Origin of the sequence: Mycobacterium colombiense CECT 3035 (assembly GCF_002105755.1) — a bacterium.
Taxonomy (GTDB): domain Bacteria; phylum Actinomycetota; class Actinomycetes; order Mycobacteriales; family Mycobacteriaceae; genus Mycobacterium; species Mycobacterium colombiense.
Map to the genome: position 1 here is coordinate 1,268,626 of NZ_CP020821.1, position 16,191 is coordinate 1,284,816.

Here is a 16,191-nt window from a genome sequence, read left to right on the forward strand (position 1 = left end):
ATGGATTGATGCCTCCACCGGTGACCACCACGGCAATGCGCGCCTGGCGCGTGCGTCGACCCGGGCCGATGAACACCGGCCCACTGGAGCTGGTCACCGCCGAGGTTCCACACCCCGGCCCCTCCGAACTGCTGGTGGCGGTGCGTGCCTGCGGTGTCTGTCGCACCGACCTGCACGTCACCGAAGGGGACCTGCCGGTGCACCGCGACCGGGTCACTCCGGGCCACGAGGTGGTCGGTGAGGTCATCAAGATGGGGGAGCAGGCCGGCGACGAATTCCGGGTGGGGGACCGGGTCGGCATCGCGTGGCTGCGCCACACCTGCGGCGCGTGCGCATACTGCCGTCGCGGCGACGAGAACCTGTGCCCCCATTCCCGTTACACCGGTTGGGACGCCGACGGCGGATACGCCGAATTCGCCACCGTCCCGGCCGCTTTCGCTCACCCGCTGCCGAGCGGCTACAGCGACAGCGAGCTGGCGCCCCTGCTGTGCGCGGGCATCATCGGCTACCGCTCGCTACAGCGCGCCGAGCTGCCGCCCGGCGGCCGCCTGGGCCTCTACGGCTTCGGTGGCAGCGCGCACATCACCGCGCAGGTGGCGTTGGCGCAGGGCGCTGAGGTGCACGTGATGACCCGCGGATCCGAGGCCCAGCAACTGGCATTGCAGCTCGGCGCGGCGTCGGCGCAGGGCGCGGCCGACCCGCCGCCGGTGCCGCTGGACGCCGCGATTCTGTTTGCGCCGGTGGGTGAATTGGTGCTGCCCGCGCTGGAAGCGCTGGACCGCGGCGGCACCCTGGCGATCGCGGGGATCCACCTGTCCGACATCCCACCCCTGAACTACCAGCGTCACCTGTTCCAGGAACGCCAGGTCCGGTCGGTCACCTCCAACACCCGGGCGGACGCGCGGGCCTTCCTGGACTTCGCGAGTAAGCACCACATCGAGGTGACGACGCCGGAATATCCGCTGGGGCAGGCGGATCGGGCGCTGGCGGATTTGAGTGCGGGCCGCATCGCCGGTGCGGCGGTGCTGCTGGTCTGATCCGCTCTCAGGTGGACAGGTGCCACACCAGGGCGGCGGCCAGCGCGCCGAGCCCGTTCAGCGACCAGTGCAACGCGATCGGTGCGATCAGGCTGCCGCTGCGCCGGCGCAGCCAGCTGAAGACGAATCCGGCGGCGCCCGTCGCCAGCACGGCCCCGGTCACCCCGGCCATCATGCCCACGATTCCGCCACCGAACAGCCGGGTGAAGCCGACGTTGGTGCTGGTCAGACCGAGCGACGTGGCGACATGCCACAGCCCGAACAGCAGCGAACCCGCCAGCGCCACGCCACGAAAGCCCCAGGCCCGGTTGAGCGCGCCGTGCAGGACGCCCCGGAACGCCAGCTCCTCGGGGATGACGGTCTGCAGCGGGATGACGACCATTGAGGCGATCATCGCCCCGGAGATCGTGGCGTAGCGGTTGTTCAAAAACAGGGGCCGGGTCTCCGGCAGCAGCACGCCCACCGCGATCACCGACGCGACGACGGCCACGGCGGCCACCGCGTAGCCCATGCCGGGCTTCCAGTGCTCGCGGCCCAGGCCGAGGTCCGCCCAGGCCAGGCCCCGCCAGCGCATCAAGACGACCAGTCCGACGGCCGCGGCCGGGACGGTCGCGATGCTCGCCCACGGGGTGGTGAAGTGCGCGATCAGGTTGGTCAGCACCAAGACCACGACGACGACGGCGATGTCGAGATGGATCCGGAATCGGTGCAGCGCCGAGAGCTGTGACGTCGCGGGCTGGATATCGGCTGTCCCGGTGGCGTCAAGCATCCGACCAGTTTACCGGCGCCACAGCGACCGACCGGGTTGCTCGCGTCACTCGCTCGACTCCCAATCCGACGGGTCGTCTCGCTCCCATCACTCACTACGCTCGTTCTGCTCGCTCGACTCCCAGGTCCAGCCGGCGATCTTCGGGTCGTCCTCCCCGTGCTCTCGGGTGTACATCCGCGCGGCCAGGCGGGCGTCGACCATCCGCTGCCGCAGCAGGGCGGCGCGACTGGCCAGCCCGTCCACCCGGTCGATGACGTCCATGACCAGGTGGAAGCGATCCAGGTCGTTGAGCATCACCATGTCGAAGGGCGTCGTCGTGGTGCCGCGCTCCTTGAAGCCGCGGACATGCAGGTGCGCGTGGTTGGTGCGGCTGTAGGTGAGCCGATGGATCAGCCACGGGTAGCCGTGGTAGGCGAAGATGACCGGCTTGTCGCGGGTGAACAGCGCGTCGAACTCGCGGTCCGGCAGGCCGTGCGGGTGCTCGGAGTCCGGCTGCAGCCGCATCAGGTCGACGACGTTGATCACCCGGACGCCCAGCTCCGGCAGTTCGCGGCGCAGGATGTCGGCGGCGGCGAGCGTCTCCAGCGTGGGGATGTCGCCGGCGCAGGCCAGCACCACGTCGGGCTCGTCGGTGGCCGTGCTGGCCCAAGGCCAGATGCCCAGGCCGCGGGTGCAGTGCGCGATCGCGGAGTCCATGTCGAGGTAGGCCAGCGCCGGCTGCTTGCCGGCGACGATGACGTTGATGTAGTCGCGGCTGCGCAGGCAGTGATCGGCCACGGAGAGCAGCGTGTTGCCGTCCGGCGGCAGGTAGACGCGGGTCAGCTCCGGCCGCTTGTTGGCGACGAGGTCGATGAAGCCCGGGTCCTGATGGGACGCGCCGTTGTGGTCCTGACGCCAGACGTGGGAGCTGAGCAGATAGTTCAGCGACGCGATCGGCCGCCGCCACGGCAATTCCCTGCTGGTGGCAAGCCATTTCGCATGCTGGTTGAGCATGGAGTCGACGATGTGCACGAACGCCTCGTAGCAGTTGAACAGCCCGTGCCGCCCGGTCAACAGGTAGCCCTCCAGCCAGCCCTGGCACAGGTGCTCGGAGAGCACCTCCATCACGCGGCCGTCGGGCGCCAGGTGCTCGTCGTCGGGCTCGACCTCCGAAAGCCACACCTTGTCGGTCGACCCGAAGACGGCGTCGAGCCGATTGGAGGCCGTCTCGTCGGGTCCCATCAGCCGGAACCGGTCCCGGTTGCGGGCGATCACGTCGCGCAGGAATGCGCCCAGCACCCGGGTGGCCTCGTGGGTGGCCGCCGCCGGGCGCTCGACGGACACGGCGTAATCGCGAAAGTCCGGCAGGTCCAGATCGTGCAGCAGCAGGCCGCCGTTGGCGTGCGGGTTGGCGCTCATCCGGCGATCGCCCTGGGGCGCCAGCGCGCGCAGCTCGTCACGCAGCCTGCCGTTGTCGTCGAAAAGCTGCTCGGGCGCGTAGCTGCGCAGCCAGTCCTCGAGCTGGGCGCGGTGGTCGGGATTGTCGTGCGTCTGGGACAGCGGCACCTGATGTGAGCGCCAGGTGCCCTCGACCTTCTTGCCGTCCACCACCTTGGGCCCCGTCCACCCCTTGGGCGTGCGCAGCACGATCATCGGCCACACCGGTCGCTGCGCCTGGCCGCCGCCGCGGGCCGCGCCCTGGATGGCCGCGATGTCGTCGAAGGCGTCGTCGAGCGCGGCGGCCAGCTGCCGGTGCACGTCGGCCGGGTCGTCGCCCGCGACCGTGATCGGCCGGTAGCCGTAGCCGCGCAACAACGACTCCAGCTCGTCGTGCGGGATGCGGGCCAGCACCGTCGGGTTGGCGATCTTGTAGCCGTTGAGCGCCAGGATGGGCAGCACGGCGCCGTCGGTCACCGGGTTGAGGAACTTGTTCGAGTGCCAGCTGGCGGCCAGTGGCCCGGTCTCGGCCTCGCCGTCACCGACGACGCAGGCCACCACCAGGTACGGGTTGTCCAGGGCAGCGCCGTACGCGTGCACCAGCGCGTAGCCGAGCTCACCGCCCTCGTGGATGGAGCCGGGCGTCTGGGCCGCCACGTGGCTGGGGATGCCGCCGGGGAAGGAGAACTGCCGGAACAGCTTGCGCAGCCCCTCGGCGTCCTCCTCGATGCCGGTGTACACCTCGCTGTAGGTGCCTTCCAGGTAGGCGTTGGCGACCAGCCCGGGGCCGCCGTGACCCGGCCCGGTCACGTAGATGACGTCCGCGTCGCGGTTGCGGATGATCCGGTTCAGGTGGGCATAGACGAGGTTGAGCCCGGGCGTGGTGCCCCAGTGCCCCAGCAGCCGCGGTTTGACGTGCTCGGTGGCCAGCGGCTCGGTGAGCAGCGGGTTGTCCAGGAGGTAGATCTGCCCGACCGACAGATAGTTGGCGGCGCGCCAGTACTTGTCGAGCAGAGCGAGTTCGTCGTCGGAGAGCGGAGATTCGGTGGGCGCGGGGGTTCGGGTTTCTAGGCTCACCCGCCCGATTGTGCGCGCCTTGGGCGAACAATGCTCGTGCGATTAGTCCTCGCCGCGGGCGCGTGCCTCGTACGCCCGGCGCTTGGCGACGTCGACGTCGTCGGTGAAGACGTGATCGCCTCCCAGCATCCGGTTGAGCCCCTCGGCGATGCGGCGCGGCCAGAACTTCTGGGACACCACCATGGCGCCGGCCGCCTTGGTGATCCGCACCCGGGGCTTCGGGTGGGCCACCAGGTTGACGATCGCGTCGGCGATCTCGGCGGGTTCGGCGTTGCGAAACCCCTTCATGCCGGGGGTCCCGGCGACCAGCTCGGTGTTGACGAAGGTCGGCAACACCAGCGAGAACTTCACGCCGGCGTCGTGGTACTCCAGCCGGGCCGAGTCGGTGAATCCGATCACCGCGTGCTTGCTGGCGCAGTAGGTGGCCAGCCCGACGATGTTGAGTTCACCGGCCAGCGAGGCGACGTTGATGACGTGCCCCCGGCCCCGCGGCGCCATGCGCTGGGCCGCCAGCTTGCTGCCGACGATCACGCCGTACACGTTGATGTCGAGGATGCGCCGGGTGACGGCGTCCGGCTCGTCGACGATCCTGCCGACGGGCATGATGCCGGCGTTGTTGATCAGCACGTCGATCGGCCCGAGCTGGCGCTCGACCTCGTCGAGGAAGTCGGAGAACGAGTGCGGATCGGTGACGTCGAGCTTGCCGTAGACGTCGAGGCCCAGGTCGGCGCCCGACTCCTTGACGCGCACCTCGTCGACGTCACCGATGGCGACCTTGGCGCCCAGATCGTGCAGCGCGGTGGCGGTGGCCAGCCCGATGCCCCGCGCGCCACCGGTGATCACGATGACTTTGTGGCGGACCTTCAGGCCGATCGAATCCGTGTCTGCCATCCCGGCCCCTCCAGTTTCTTGACGGGTGTCAACTCAACAACGGGCTAAGCACAGCACTCGAAGTCGTCCGGCGCAACAACCCTGGTGGACGACCGGGCGCTACGGCCAGTATTCGTTCATCGGTTGCGCGAACTTGTCGTTGTTGGTGAGCCGGGGCAGCGCCAGGGAGTCTTCGATGGTGCGCTGCAGGCTGTAGTGGTTGTTGTGCACCGATGCGACGAAATGGCCTTGGCGCATACCGGAATTCGGCGAGGGGATGACGATCATGGGGACGTGGTTGCCGTCGTTGCCGATGGTCAGCGACAGGTTGTTGTAGTCCTCGTCCCAGGTGATGAAGATGGCGCTGCGTTGCGTCTGGAACGCCGGCGAGTTCACGATCGTCGGCAGCACCTGCTGCAGAAACTGGTCGCCGGCCCTGATGTTGTACTGGTGGAACGTCAGCTCGCTGCCCACGAAGCGCAGGTTGACCGGGCCCTCCATGTTGTTGTCCTCGTCGGCGGCGAACCACACGAAGTTCGGGGTGGTGTTGGTCGCGGCGAGGTCGGTGGCCATCCGCGTCAGCGGCAGCACGTGCGTCTGGCAGCGGGCGGCGTTGGAGACGATGTCGTGGAAGGCCAGGAACGGCAATTCGCCGGGGCTGTAGCCGCCACTTGACGTGGTGGCGCACGGGGTGGGCATCGACTGCTCGTAGCCGGCCCAGGACTTGCCCGCGGCGTCCAGGTTGTCGGCCAGGTTCCGCGCGTCGACGCAGTCCATGGCGCAGTCGTAGTTCAGGCCGAAGTCCGATCCACCGAGGATCGGGTAATAGTTCGGATTGCTGGGATGGGTGAGCGCGAAGTAGTTGGACCCGTATCCGTAGGTGTTGATCAGGCTGTTGATGTACGGCGCCCTGGGGCTGCCGACGATGTCCTTCACGCCGTGGTTCTCCATGTACACCAGGAAGACGTGGTCGAGGGGGCCGACGGTCGATGCGGGTGGCGCCGGTGGCGGCGGGGCGGGCAACGGGGCGCCGATGGTGAACGACAGGTTGTCGGCGTAGGAGTGGTTGTAGGCCCCGCCGGCCCAGTGGGTGTCCTTGAAGGTGACGGTTACCCGCGCGCTGCGGGTGCCCGCCGGGATGATCCCGCTGGTGTCGCGTTCGGCCAGCTCGGTCTTGAGCCCGCGTGCGAGTATCGAGACCGGCCCGATTTTGCCTGTGCCCAAAGGCAATTGGCTGGCGGCCAGGAAATCGACGGTGGCCGACGCCTCGGAGAACTCCAGCCTGTTGCCCCCGAGCCAGCCGCTCAGCGTGTAGGGCACGGTGCCGGTGTCGATGGCGGCCGCCGCACCGCTGACGTCGACGGTCTGGGTGAGGGTGGACGTCGCGACATTGCCACCGCCGAAGTACTGGACGCCGCCGTCGGGCGGCCCGTTCTGGGCGGCCGGGAACGCGAGGAACTTCGGCATGGTCGGCCCGGCGAACCGAGCGGCGAGGGCAGCCGGACCAGGGTGTTGTATTTGATCACCGTCGGGGTGCCGGTGGCGACCCAGCCCGGTATCGACACCGCGCCGTATCCCGACGGCGACGGGTCGCCGAGCTCGGCGCCCGGATTGGCCAACAGATTCGCGCTCATCGGGGCCGCGCCGGCGGCTCTCGGCGCACTGAACGCCGACAGCACCAGCAGGGCAGCCCCGGCGGTGGCACCGGCCACCCGACCAAGGCGACTCAACATCAGGCATCACCTCTATGGTCCAGACGCCGCGAATCGCTGGATCGATGGTGAGCTACGTCACGCGCAACACCTACGTTGTTGCGCCAATTGAGACCGAGCGGTTGCCTTTTGGTGACCGCGCCGGTGAAGGTTTTTCACCTAGATCGTGTAATGAATTGCCGCAATTGCGGATTGGGCCCGCCGCCCCGCCCGGCGTTCAGCTCAGCGCAAACCAGACCAGGCTGGCGCCGCCGGCCAGCGCGCAGTAGATCGCGAACGGCGTCAGCGTCCGGGTCTCGAAATACCGGGTCAGGAAACGCACGGCGAGGTAGGCGCAGACGAACGAGGCGACGCTGCCGGCCAGCACCTGGCCGCCGATCCCGGCGCCGAGCGGCCCGAAGAGTTCCGGGATCTTGTACACACCGGCGGCCAGGATGATCGGGGTCGCAAGCAAAAAGGAGAACCGGGCGGCGTCTTCGTGCGACAGGCCGCGCCACAGTCCGGCCACGATGGTGATTCCCGAGCGGCTGATGCCGGGCAGCAGCGCGAGGATTTGCGCGGCACCGATCACCACGCCGCGGGGCAGGGGGAGTTGGGCGAGCCGGTGATCCGAGGCCTCGTCGCCGTGTTCGAGCTCCCCGCCGGCCAGCACGGCCGCGTCCGGCGCGGGCGCGATGCGCCGGCGCAGCACCTCGCCCACGTACAGGGCGATGCCGTTGAGCAACAGGAAGGCGGCGGCGGGGACGGGCTTGCCCAGCGTGGTGCGGAACAGCTGCTCCAGCAACAGCCCGGCCAGGCCCACCGGGATGGTTCCCGCCACGATCAGCCAGGCGAGCCGTTCGTCGGGCGTCTGGATCCGCCGATGGCGCAGTGAGGTGAAGAACCCCGTCAGGATCCGCACCCAGTCGCGCCAGAAGAACACCAGCAGCGCGGCGGCGGTGGCCACGTGCAGGCCGACGATGAACGCGAGGTACGGCGACTTGGGGGCGGACACGCTGAGGTCCTGGGCCCATCGCCCGCCGACCAGCGCCGGCACCAGCACCGCGTGCCCCAGGCTGGAGACCGGGAACAGCTCGGTGACGCCTTGGAACGCGCCGACCACCACGGCCTCCACGTAGCTCAGGTGCGCGGTCATAGGGATGCCTCCATGAGACGGTCGGGCGGATCGGCCTGTGACGATAGCGGACGCCGCCCTTCGAACGAACCTTGCGCCGGAGCCGCAGGCCCGGCCGGCCGAATCAGCTTGCCCACCCGGCACTTTGGCCGTCGCCGTGGCCGGTCGGCGTCACCAACGCCCGCCGCGCAGCGGCCTGACCAGGCAGGTACGGTGTCCAGATGGCCGACGGATTGCTCGACGCCGTGCGCGTCCTCGACTTGTCGAGCGGCGTCGCGGACGCGGTCACCCGGCTCTTCGCCGACCTGGGCGCCGACGTCCTCAAGGTGGAGCCGCCGGGCGGATGCCTGGGGCGCGACGCGCTGCCCACGCTGCGCGGCGCCAGCATCCCCTTCGCGGTGCACAACGCGAACAAGCGCAGCGCGGTGCTCGACCCCTTCGACGACGAGGACTGCGACCGCTTCCTGGACCTGGCCGCGGAGGCCGACATTGTCGTGGACACCGGCGCCGACGAACGCGGAGCCATGTTCGGGACCTCGGGCGAGGAGCTGGCGGCCCGCTATCCGCACCTGGTGGTGCTGTCGATCACCGACTTCGGTGCGACGGGTTCGCGCTCGTCCTGGCGTGCCACCGACCCCGTGCTCTACGCGATGTGTGGCGCGTTGTCGCGGTCCGGCCCCACCGCCGGCACCCCCGTGCTGCCACCCGACGGTATCGCGTCGTCGACCGCCGCGGTGCAGGCGGCGTGGGCCGCGCTCGCGGCGTACTACAACCGGTTGCGCTGTGGCACAGGCGATTACATCGACTTTTCCTGGTTCGACGCCGTCGTCATGGCCCTCGATCCCGCCTTCGGCGCACACGGACAGGCGGCGGCCGGGGTTCGTCGCAGCGGGCGGTGGCGGGGCCGCCCGAAGAACCAGGACGCCTACCCGATCTACCCCTGCCAGGACGGCTACGTCCGGCTGTGCGTGATGGCGCCGCGGCAGTGGCGCGGGCTGCGGCGCTGGCTGGGGGAGCCCGAGCAGTTCCAGGACCCCAAATACGATGCGATCGGCGCGCGATTCGCGGCCTGGCCGCAGATCAGCGAGCTGATCCGGGAGCTGTTCGCCGGGCAGACCATGAAGGACCTGGTGGCGGCCGGCCAGGCGAACGGGGTGCCGATCGCCGCGGTGCTGACGCCGGCCCGGATCCTGGGTTCCGAACACTTTCAGGCGGTCGGCGCCATCACCGAGGCCGACCTCGTCTCCGGCGTGCGCACCAGCGTGCCGACCGGATATTTCGTCGTCGACGGCAGGCGCGTGGGCTTTCGCACGCCGGTGCCGGCCGCGGGCCACGACGAACCGTATTGGCGGGGCAATCCGTCGGTGGTGCCGTCGTCCCCGGGCCGGCTCGGCGACTATCCCTTCGCCGGGCTGCGGATCCTCGATCTGGGCATCATAGTCGCCGGGGGCGAGCTGAGCCGGCTGTTCGGGGACTTGGGCGCCGATGTCATCAAGGTCGAAAGCGTCGATTACCCGGACGGATTGCGGCAGGCCCGCGTCGGCGACGCCATGAGCGAGTCGTTCGCCTGGACGCACCGCAACAACCGGGGACTGGGACTGGATCTGCGCAGCGCCGAGGGCAAGAAGATCTTTGCCCGCCTGGTGGCCGAGGCCGACGCGGTGTTCGCCAACTTCAAGCCGGGAACCCTTACCGCACTGGGCTTTTCCTACGATCAGCTGGCCGCCATCAACCCGCGGATCGTGCTGGCCGAAAGCAGCGCGTTCGGCGACACGGGGCCGTGGAGCGCCCGGTTGGGCTACGGCCCGCTGGTCCGCGCCACCACCGGGGTCACCCGGCTGTGGACATCCGGCGACGCGACGGGCGACGCCGACACGGGCAGGCACGGGTTTTACGACGCGACGACGGTCTTCCCCGATCACGTGGTGGGGCGGGTCACGGCGATCGGCGCGCTGGCTGCGCTGATCCACCGCAACCGGTCCGGCCGGGGCGCGCACGTGCACGTTTCCCAGGCCGAAGTCGTGGTCAATCAGCTCGACACGCTGTACGTCACCCAGGCCGCGCTGGCCGCGGGTGTCGCCCAGATCCGCGAGGACACCGCCCTGCACGCGGTCTATCCGTGCGCGGGCGACGACGAATGGTGCGTCATCTCGATCCGTACGGACGACGAATGGCGGCGCGCCGCTTCGGTTTTCGACCATACCGGGTGGGCCGAGGATCCGCGCTTCGCGACCGGTGAGGCGCGGCTGGCCCATCGCGACGAGCTGGTGGAGCTTGTCTCCGGCTGGACCCGCACGCGCACGCCGCTACGGGCGGCCGAGTTGCTGCAGTCGGCCGGGGTGCCGGCCGGGCCGATGAACCGCCCGCCGGACGTGCTGGAGGACCCTCAGCTGATCGCGCGAAACGTGTACAGCCCCATGACCCATCCGCTGATCGAGAGTCCGTTGCCGGCCGAGACGGGCCCGGCGCCGTACCGCCACATCCCGGCGGCCCGGCAGGCGCCGGCCCCGCTGCCCGGCCAGCACACCGTCGAGATCTGCCGAAGCGTGCTGGGAATGAACCCCGCCGACATCCAGCGCCTGATCGACGATGGCGTCCTGTCCGTCCCGAGTGAGGAAGCCGATCCATAGCCACGCTAAATTCGTTCCCATGAGCGTCGACCCCAGGACCCCGGTGTTGATCGGCTGTGGCCAGGTCAACCATCGCGACGAGATCGACCCGGAAACCCGCTCGGTCGAGCCGATGGACCTGATGGTGGCCGCGGCCGGGCAAGCCGCCGACGCCGCGGTGATCGAGTCCGTCGATTCGATCCGCATCGTGAACATCCTGTCGGCCCAGTACCGCGACCCGGGCCTGTTGCTCGGCCAGCGGATCGGTGCGTCCGACTTCAGCACGCTGTACAGCCCCGTCGGCGGCAACGTGCCGCAGTCGCTGGTCAACCAGGCCTGCCTGGACATCCAGCGCGGCAACGCCAAGGTGGTGCTGCTCGCCGGCGCCGAAACCTGGCGCACCCGGCGGGGGCTGCGGGCCAAAGGCGCCAAGCTGGTGTGGACCGAGCAGGACCACTCGGTGCCGATGGCCGAGATCAGCGGAGACGACGTCGCGATGGCCGGCGACGCCGAGATCAGGATCTCCCTCGACCGGCCGGCCTACGTCTACCCGATGTTCGAGGAGGCGCTTCGGGTCGCCAACGGCGAGTCCGTCGACGATCACCTCAAGCGGATCGCGGCGCTGTGGGCACGGTTCAACGCCGTGGCGGTGGACAACCCGAACGCCTGGATCCGCAAGCCGTCGAGCGCCGACGAGATCGGGCAGGCGGGTCCGCAGAATCGGATGATCAGCTGGCCCTACACCAAGCTGATGAACTCCAACAACATGGTCGACCAGGGCGCGGCGCTGGTTCTGACGTCGGTCGGGGAGGCCACCCGGCTGAAGATCCCCGCCGAGCGCTGGGTGTACCCGCACGCGGGCACCGACGCCCACGACACCGCGTCCATCGCCGAGCGTCACGAACTGCACCGGTCGCCGGCGATCCGGATCGCAGGCGCGCGGGCGCTGGAGCTGGCCGGCCTCGGCATCGACGACATCGATTACGTCGACCTGTACTCCTGCTTTCCCTCCGCGGTTCAGGTGGCGGCCGCCGAGCTCGGGCTGAGCACCGACGATCCCGCCCGACCGCTGACGGTCACCGGGGGACTGACGTTCGCGGGCGGACCGTGGAGCAACTACGTGATGCATTCGATTGCCACCATGGCGGAGTTGCTGGTGGCCAATCCGGGCAGGCGCGGACTGATCACCGCCAACGGCGGCTACCTGACCAAACACAGCTTCGGGGTCTACAGCACCGAGCCGCCGGCCGAATTCCGTTGGGAAGACACGCAACCCGCCGTCGACCGGGAGCCGACGACGGACGCTGCGATCCAGTGGGAAGGCGTCGGCACCATCGAGGCCTGGACGACGCCCTACGACCGCGACGGCCGGCCCGAGAAGGCTTTTCTGGCCGTGCGTACGCCCGACGGGTCGCGAGCGCTGGCCGTGATCACCGATCGCGCCGCGGCGCAGGCGTCGGTGCGCGAAGATATCGGTGGCGCCAAGGTTGCCGTCGCCGCGGACGGCAGCGCGACGCTGCGGTAGCGCCCGGCTACGGCATCACGGCAGGTCGCCGAACCGTTACCGGACTGACGGTCGCGTAGCCAGGGCCTATTTGCCTATTGTTGAGTGCTGAGGGTTGGGGGAGGTGAGCCCAGGTGCACATCCTGGTTACCGACGCCACCGGCGCACTCGGGCGGCTGGTCGCTGGGCAGCTGATCGCTGCCGGGCACACGGTCACCGGCATTGCTGAGCTTCCCCATCCGTGCCTCGACCGCAACGTCGAGTTTGTTTGCACGTCGCTGCGCGACCGGGTCCTGCGGGAGCTGACCGACGAGGCCGACGCGGTGATCCACCTGGCGCCCGTAGACCCGTCCGCTCCCGGCAGCGCGGACATGGACGGTCTCGCGCGGGTGACCGATGCGGCCGCCCGCGCGGGCTCCCGGCTGCTGTTCGTGTCGCAGGCCGCCGGCCGTCCCGAGCTGTACCGGCCGGCCGAGGACTTGGTGTCCTCGAGCTGGGGCCCGAGCGTGGTCGTCCGGATCGCGCCGCCGGTCGGCCGCCAGCTCGACTGGATGGTGTGCCGCACCGTGGCCACCCTGGTGCGCGCCAAGGCCTCGGCCGAGCCCATGCGAGTGCTCCATCTCGACGACCTGATGCGCTTCCTGGTACTGGCCCTGAACACCGACCGCACCGGTGTGGTGGATCTCGCCAGCCCGGACACCGTCAATCTGATCACCGCCTGGCGAATGCTGCGGGCCACCGACCCGCGGTCCCGGCTGCACGGCGTGCGCAGCTGGTCGCGACTGATCCCGGAGATGAATGTTTCGGCGGCGCAAGAGGATTGGTCGTTCGAGTTCGGCTGGCACGCTCTGGACGCGGTCGCCGACACCGCACGCGGACTGGTCGGCCGCCGACTCGATACCGCCGGCGCGATCAACCACGGCGGGCGGCTCGCGCTCCCGGTCGAGGTGCTGGCACACGGCCGGCGGGCGGCGGCCGACGCGCGCAGCGCGGCACCGGAGGGCATCGAGGGCGAATTCGACGACCAGATCGATCCGCGGTTCCCGATCTTCAGTGGCTCCGCCCTCAACCAGGCGCTGCCGGGACCGCTCACACCGATAACGCTCGACGTTCAGCTCAGCGGCCTGCGCGCCGCGAGCCGGGTGCTCGGCCAGGCGCTCGCGCTCGGCGACGCGGTCGATGAGGAGTGGGGCAGCAGGGCCATCGCGGTGTTCGGTCACCGCCCCTACGTCGGGGTATCGGTCAACCTGATCGCCGCCTCCCAGCTGCCCGGTTGGGACCAGGAGGCCGTCGCCCGCGACGCGCTGGTCGGCCGGCCCCACGTCGGGGATCCGCTGCCGTTCGGTGAGCCGGCCTTGGCGGGCGGAGCGCTCGGCTCGGTCGCCAAGGCGGTGGCCGCGGGTCGGTCGGTGGCCCTGTTGCGCCATCTGCGGGCCGACACCCGCGCCTATCGCGCCGCAGCGACCGCGGAGCACCTCGACGCCGGCCAACTCGCGCTGCTGCCGGAGGCGGCACTGGAAGTCCGGCTCCGGCTGTTGCGCGACCGCATCCATCAAGGCTGGATCCTCAACGCGCTGTGGTTGATCGACGCCGGCGTCAGCGCCGCGACGCCGGTGCGCAGCCAGGCGCATCGCAGCGTGCCCGGGGTGGGCATGATCACCGACAGCGGCCTCGTCGCCGCGGAGATCGCCGGGTTGGCGGCCGCGCTGCGGGCCGACCCACCGTTGTGCGCGCTGGCCGCCGACGGCAACCTCGCGAGCATTCGCGCGTTGTCACCGAAGACCGCTGCCGTCGTGGACGCCGCCGTCGACCGGATCGGGCACCGCGGCCCGGGGGAGGCCGAGCTGGCCAGCACGACATTCTCCGACGACCCGACGACGTTGCTGATCGCCGCCGCTGCCGCCGCCGCGCTGCCCGCACCGTCGCCGGCGCCGGAAGGACACGCCGCCACCGGCTCCCGCGGCTCAAGGGAGCTGGCCCACGACACCACGATGCGATTCACGAACGAACTTCGAATGACGTTGCGCGCCTTGGGTTCCCTGCGAGTCGAGGCCGATCTCATCGACGACGTCGACGACATGTACTACTTGACCTGCAACGAATTGGTCACCCTGCCCGGTGACGCGCGGCTACGGATCAAGCGCCGCCGCACCGAACGGGAACGGCTGCAGGTGCAATGCCCGCCCGACGTCATCGACGGGGCCTGGACCCCGGTGCCGCGCGGCGCCGACGGCTCCGACCCCGAGCGCACCGCCGGCTAGTCGCTCGGCCGGTCGGAGTGGCCAATGCGGTCAAGCTCGCGTACCCCACTGGCCTCCCAGCTCTGTGCGGTTGGGGCGAGCCGTCGGCGGCGCGCGATGGCCCTGACCGCGCTAACGCCGGCAGCGCAACCCAAGCCAGCGATGACAAGCGGTTCCCACCAGGTGTCTTTGATGACAAATTCACCGGTTCGGTGGACCTCGACGTCGTGACCGACGTCTGGAGACGAGGCACCGCTGATGATCACCGACCCGTTCGGCGCGCCGCTTGCGTGCGCGGAACAGTTATTGATGGGCACGTTGACACTATCCGCCCCGTTGTCCCAGCAGTTGTCGACTGTCACTCGAGCGGGAACGCCGTAGTGCTGATTCCATACCAGGAACGTCGCGATGGCTAACAGCGCGAGCGAAGCGACGAACAAGCCCACGCTCGTGAGGAGTCGAGGACGAGCGCCTCTTTGGCCGGGCCGTGTCATCGTGGTCCCTCCTGATAGCGGTTTGCTGAAATCGGCGTGGTGTTGCCGGTGTCTAGGTTGTGGGCGACCGCCGCATGTCTTCCAGATGCGGGGCCAGCCCGAATTTCTCGGCGAGCGTTCGCCAATCCGCCGCCGAGACCACATATGCCGGGCGGTCATTCGGCCGATGCGCATCACCGCGCCACGAAAATCGAAATTGCGACCCCACCAAGTCGAGGCATCCGATGGTCACCGGCGGCACACCGGGAACACCCACGACCAGGCCAGGGATCGCGGCGTAGTCATACGTGCTGCCGTCACCGCTCGTGACGCTATCGGGTTGGTAGATCGCCGGAGTCGCGGTTACCTGCGCACGCGACGCCGAGCCACTGGGCGTATCGCGGTTCGGGTCGATCACCCGGATCGCGTCGTCGTCCACGTCAAGGATCAGGCTCGGCTGCGAGAGTGATCGCTGAAGCTGTAGGTGTTTTCGGAAGGCGAACGACCCCATCTGTTCGGCCAGATAGGGGTTGGGAAACAGCAGACACCGAGTCGCTTCCCCTGGCGCAGGCCCGCGCACATCGGCTCCACCCTGCCGCCCGCCCGCGGTGAGAAGCTCATCGAACTCTGCGTCCCACAACCAGGCGTCGACCGCCTGGACCGGCGGCGCGTCGAGCCGTGTCGAGGAGGCAATGCGACGATCTCGTCCGCCGAGAACAAAGCGGTGAGAGCCAGACCGAAGGTGAAGCGCCACACCCATGTTCACCCATGGGCCCAGCGTCGCATCGGCGAATGAAAAGACATCACCCGGCCACCGATCGATGCTCAGGCCTTCGTTCGTCACGCCAACGAGGACCTTTTGGCGCGAACGCCACCACGCGTAGGCCAACCAGGCCAGGGGGACCAGCATGATGATCGCGGTTCCCGCGCCCAGGCCGACCCCGATCCCGGTACCCACGCCCGCGCCGGCGCCCACGCCCACCCCGGCCACCAAACCGACGCCGATCGCCAAGCCGTATACGGCGTTGAGAGTTCGCTTCCCGGTGGCGAATTCATTCATTGTGGCGGACACGGATGCAGGGGATGCCACGAACTGGCGCGGCGCGGACGGGCTGTCGTTGACTCGCATCCCGATTCCTCCCACTGACTGTTTGCCGGCCCCCGGGGCCGGTGACGCCGAACGCTGCGGAACAAGACGCGTCAGGGCGGTGTCGCGGCTACAGTGAGAGCCGCATCATGTCCGGACGTGCGGTTGCTGCGGCCGCGGCGGCCCGCCCGGGGCGCGTGTGTGTAGTGTGCGCCGGCGGGGCGGCGCGGTTGATGGGCAATTGGGCCCATTTTTCTGGCACCCGGCACAGACGGCACCGTGG

General features: G+C 69.5%; 11 protein-coding genes. 4 read left to right on the plus strand and 7 right to left on the minus strand.

Annotated features, from left to right (window positions below):
- Window positions 1-8 precede the first annotated feature (8 nt).
- Complete coding sequence (locus tag B9D87_RS05860; RefSeq protein ID WP_040629870.1) at window positions 9-1,037, plus strand: zinc-binding alcohol dehydrogenase family protein; 1,029 nt, start codon at window positions 9-11, stop codon at window positions 1,035-1,037.
- Window positions 1,038-1,044: 7 nt separating this feature from the next.
- Here B9D87_RS05860 and B9D87_RS05865 read toward each other — a convergent pair whose 3' ends face one another.
- The 5 genes from B9D87_RS05865 to B9D87_RS05885 form a co-directional block, all read right to left on the minus strand.
- Window positions 1,045-1,806, minus strand: a complete 762-nt coding sequence (locus tag B9D87_RS05865) for a CPBP family intramembrane glutamic endopeptidase (RefSeq protein WP_007771338.1) — start codon at window positions 1,804-1,806, stop codon at window positions 1,045-1,047.
- Window positions 1,807-1,893: 87 nt separating this feature from the next.
- Window positions 1,894-4,299 (minus strand): phosphoketolase family protein, encoded by a 2,406-nt coding sequence (locus B9D87_RS05870; protein ID WP_007771337.1) that lies wholly within the window; start codon window positions 4,297-4,299, stop codon window positions 1,894-1,896.
- Between the two features lie 42 nt (window positions 4,300-4,341).
- Window positions 4,342-5,190 (minus strand): SDR family oxidoreductase, encoded by an 849-nt coding sequence (locus tag B9D87_RS05875; RefSeq protein ID WP_007771336.1) that lies wholly within the window; start codon window positions 5,188-5,190, stop codon window positions 4,342-4,344.
- A gap of 99 nt (window positions 5,191-5,289) precedes the next feature.
- Window positions 5,290-6,636 carry an alkaline phosphatase family protein gene (locus B9D87_RS05880; RefSeq protein ID WP_254425555.1) on the minus strand — a complete coding sequence of 449 codons (1,347 nt, stop codon included), beginning with the start codon at window positions 6,634-6,636 and terminating at the stop codon, window positions 5,290-5,292.
- 462 nt (window positions 6,637-7,098) lie between these two features.
- Window positions 7,099-8,016 (minus strand): undecaprenyl-diphosphate phosphatase, encoded by a 918-nt coding sequence (locus tag B9D87_RS05885; protein ID WP_007771334.1) that lies wholly within the window; start codon window positions 8,014-8,016, stop codon window positions 7,099-7,101.
- 200 nt (window positions 8,017-8,216) lie between these two features.
- Here B9D87_RS05885 and B9D87_RS05890 point away from each other — a divergent pair, with 200 nt between their 5' ends.
- The 3 genes from B9D87_RS05890 to B9D87_RS05900 all read left to right on the plus strand — a co-directional run bounded on the left by B9D87_RS05890 (window position 8,217) and on the right by B9D87_RS05900 (window position 14,369).
- On the plus strand, window positions 8,217-10,625 hold the full coding sequence (locus B9D87_RS05890) for a CaiB/BaiF CoA-transferase family protein (RefSeq protein ID WP_007771333.1): 2,409 nt from the start codon (window positions 8,217-8,219) through the stop codon (window positions 10,623-10,625).
- 19 nt (window positions 10,626-10,644) lie between these two features.
- A complete protein-coding gene (locus B9D87_RS05895) occupies window positions 10,645-12,129 on the plus strand; it encodes an acetyl-CoA acetyltransferase (protein ID WP_007771332.1) in 1,485 nt (494 codons plus the stop codon).
- Window positions 12,130-12,242: 113 nt separating this feature from the next.
- Entirely contained in the window at window positions 12,243-14,369 is a 2,127-nt protein-coding gene (locus B9D87_RS05900) for an NAD-dependent epimerase/dehydratase family protein (protein ID WP_007771331.1), read from the plus strand.
- On the opposite strand, the gene B9D87_RS05905 is transcribed toward B9D87_RS05900, so the two are convergent.
- On the minus strand, window positions 14,366-14,794 hold the full coding sequence (locus tag B9D87_RS05905) for a hypothetical protein (protein WP_007771330.1): 429 nt from the start codon (window positions 14,792-14,794) through the stop codon (window positions 14,366-14,368). The two genes, B9D87_RS05900 and B9D87_RS05905, sit on opposite strands and share 4 nt — an antisense overlap.
- A gap of 100 nt (window positions 14,795-14,894) precedes the next feature.
- The gene (locus B9D87_RS05910; RefSeq protein ID WP_007771329.1) at window positions 14,895-15,950 is read right to left on the minus strand and encodes a hypothetical protein; all 1,056 of its coding nucleotides are present in this window, start codon (window positions 15,948-15,950) and stop codon (window positions 14,895-14,897) included.
- Window positions 15,951-16,191: the final 241 nt, after the last annotated feature.

Bases quoted from the DNA above. Each gene is read 5' to 3' on its own strand.
- B9D87_RS05895 (WP_007771332.1), top strand. From the start codon at position 10,645: ATGAGCGTCGACCCCAGGACCCCGGTGTTGATCGGCTGTGGCCAGGTC.
- B9D87_RS05880 (WP_254425555.1), bottom strand. From the start codon at position 6,636: ATGCCGAAGTTCCTCGCGTTCCCGGCCGCCCAGAACGGGCCGCCCGAC.
- B9D87_RS05860 (WP_040629870.1), top strand. From the start codon at position 9: ATGCCTCCACCGGTGACCACCACGGCAATGCGCGCCTGGCGCGTGCGT.
- B9D87_RS05910 (WP_007771329.1), bottom strand. From the start codon at position 15,950: ATGCGAGTCAACGACAGCCCGTCCGCGCCGCGCCAGTTCGTGGCATCC.
- B9D87_RS05885 (WP_007771334.1), bottom strand. From the start codon at position 8,016: ATGACCGCGCACCTGAGCTACGTGGAGGCCGTGGTGGTCGGCGCGTTC.
- B9D87_RS05865 (WP_007771338.1), bottom strand. From the start codon at position 1,806: ATGCTTGACGCCACCGGGACAGCCGATATCCAGCCCGCGACGTCACAG.
- B9D87_RS05875 (WP_007771336.1), bottom strand. From the start codon at position 5,190: ATGGCAGACACGGATTCGATCGGCCTGAAGGTCCGCCACAAAGTCATC.
- B9D87_RS05890 (WP_007771333.1), top strand. From the start codon at position 8,217: ATGGCCGACGGATTGCTCGACGCCGTGCGCGTCCTCGACTTGTCGAGC.